Origin of the sequence: Xenorhabdus vietnamensis, from assembly GCF_002127535.1 — a bacterium.
Classification (GTDB): Bacteria; Pseudomonadota; Gammaproteobacteria; order Enterobacterales; family Enterobacteriaceae; genus Xenorhabdus; species Xenorhabdus vietnamensis.
On the sequence record NZ_MUBJ01000114.1, the window covers coordinates 1 to 705 of the forward strand.

Sequence of the window (705 nt, forward strand, 5' to 3'; positions counted from 1 at the left end):
ATTTTCACCTGCTGGTCATTGCGCCCCAGAAATTCCAGATTGCCGTCCGGCCGGTAGCGGGCCAAATCGCCGGTGCGGTACATCCGCGCACCCGGTTTAACACTGAACGGGTCGGTCAGAAAGCGCTCCGCGGTCAGTTCAGGCCGGTTCAGATAGCCCTTGGCGACCCCGTCTCCGCCAATATACATTTCACCGACAGCCCCCAACGGCACCGGTTGACCGTTCGCATCCAGCAGATAAACCACCGTATTCGCGATAGGCCGGCCAATGGGCAGGTTGGGCGCTTCCGGGGCCAATGCCGTGATACGGTAAGTGGTTGAAAAGGTGGTGACTTCACTCGGGCCATAGGCCTGCAATAATTGTTGGGGCGGGGTATTCTCCAACATCCTGGCAATTACATTTAAATCAGGAACATCGCCGCCAAAAATAAGGGTCTTTATTTGGGGCAAAACGGGCGATAGCGCGGCCGCCAGCCGGTTAAACAGACCAATGGTCAGCCACAGAATAGTGACCTGATGGACCTGTAAAGCCCGCACTAACGCCGGCGGGGTCAATAAGGTGGTACGGTCAATCACCACCAATGTCCCGCCGTTCAGCAGCGGGGCCCAAACCTCAAACGTGCTGGCATCAAACGCCGGATTCGCCGTAAAGGCCACCCGGTCATCCGGTTTTATTTGAGCATAACCATTATTGATGACCAGCCGG

1 protein-coding gene is annotated in these 705 nt (G+C 56.6%); it reads right to left on the bottom strand.

Annotated elements, in window-relative coordinates:
• A partial coding sequence (locus tag Xvie_RS20440; RefSeq protein WP_139838939.1) for an AMP-binding protein occupies positions 1 to 705 on the bottom strand: 705 nt, incomplete at both ends.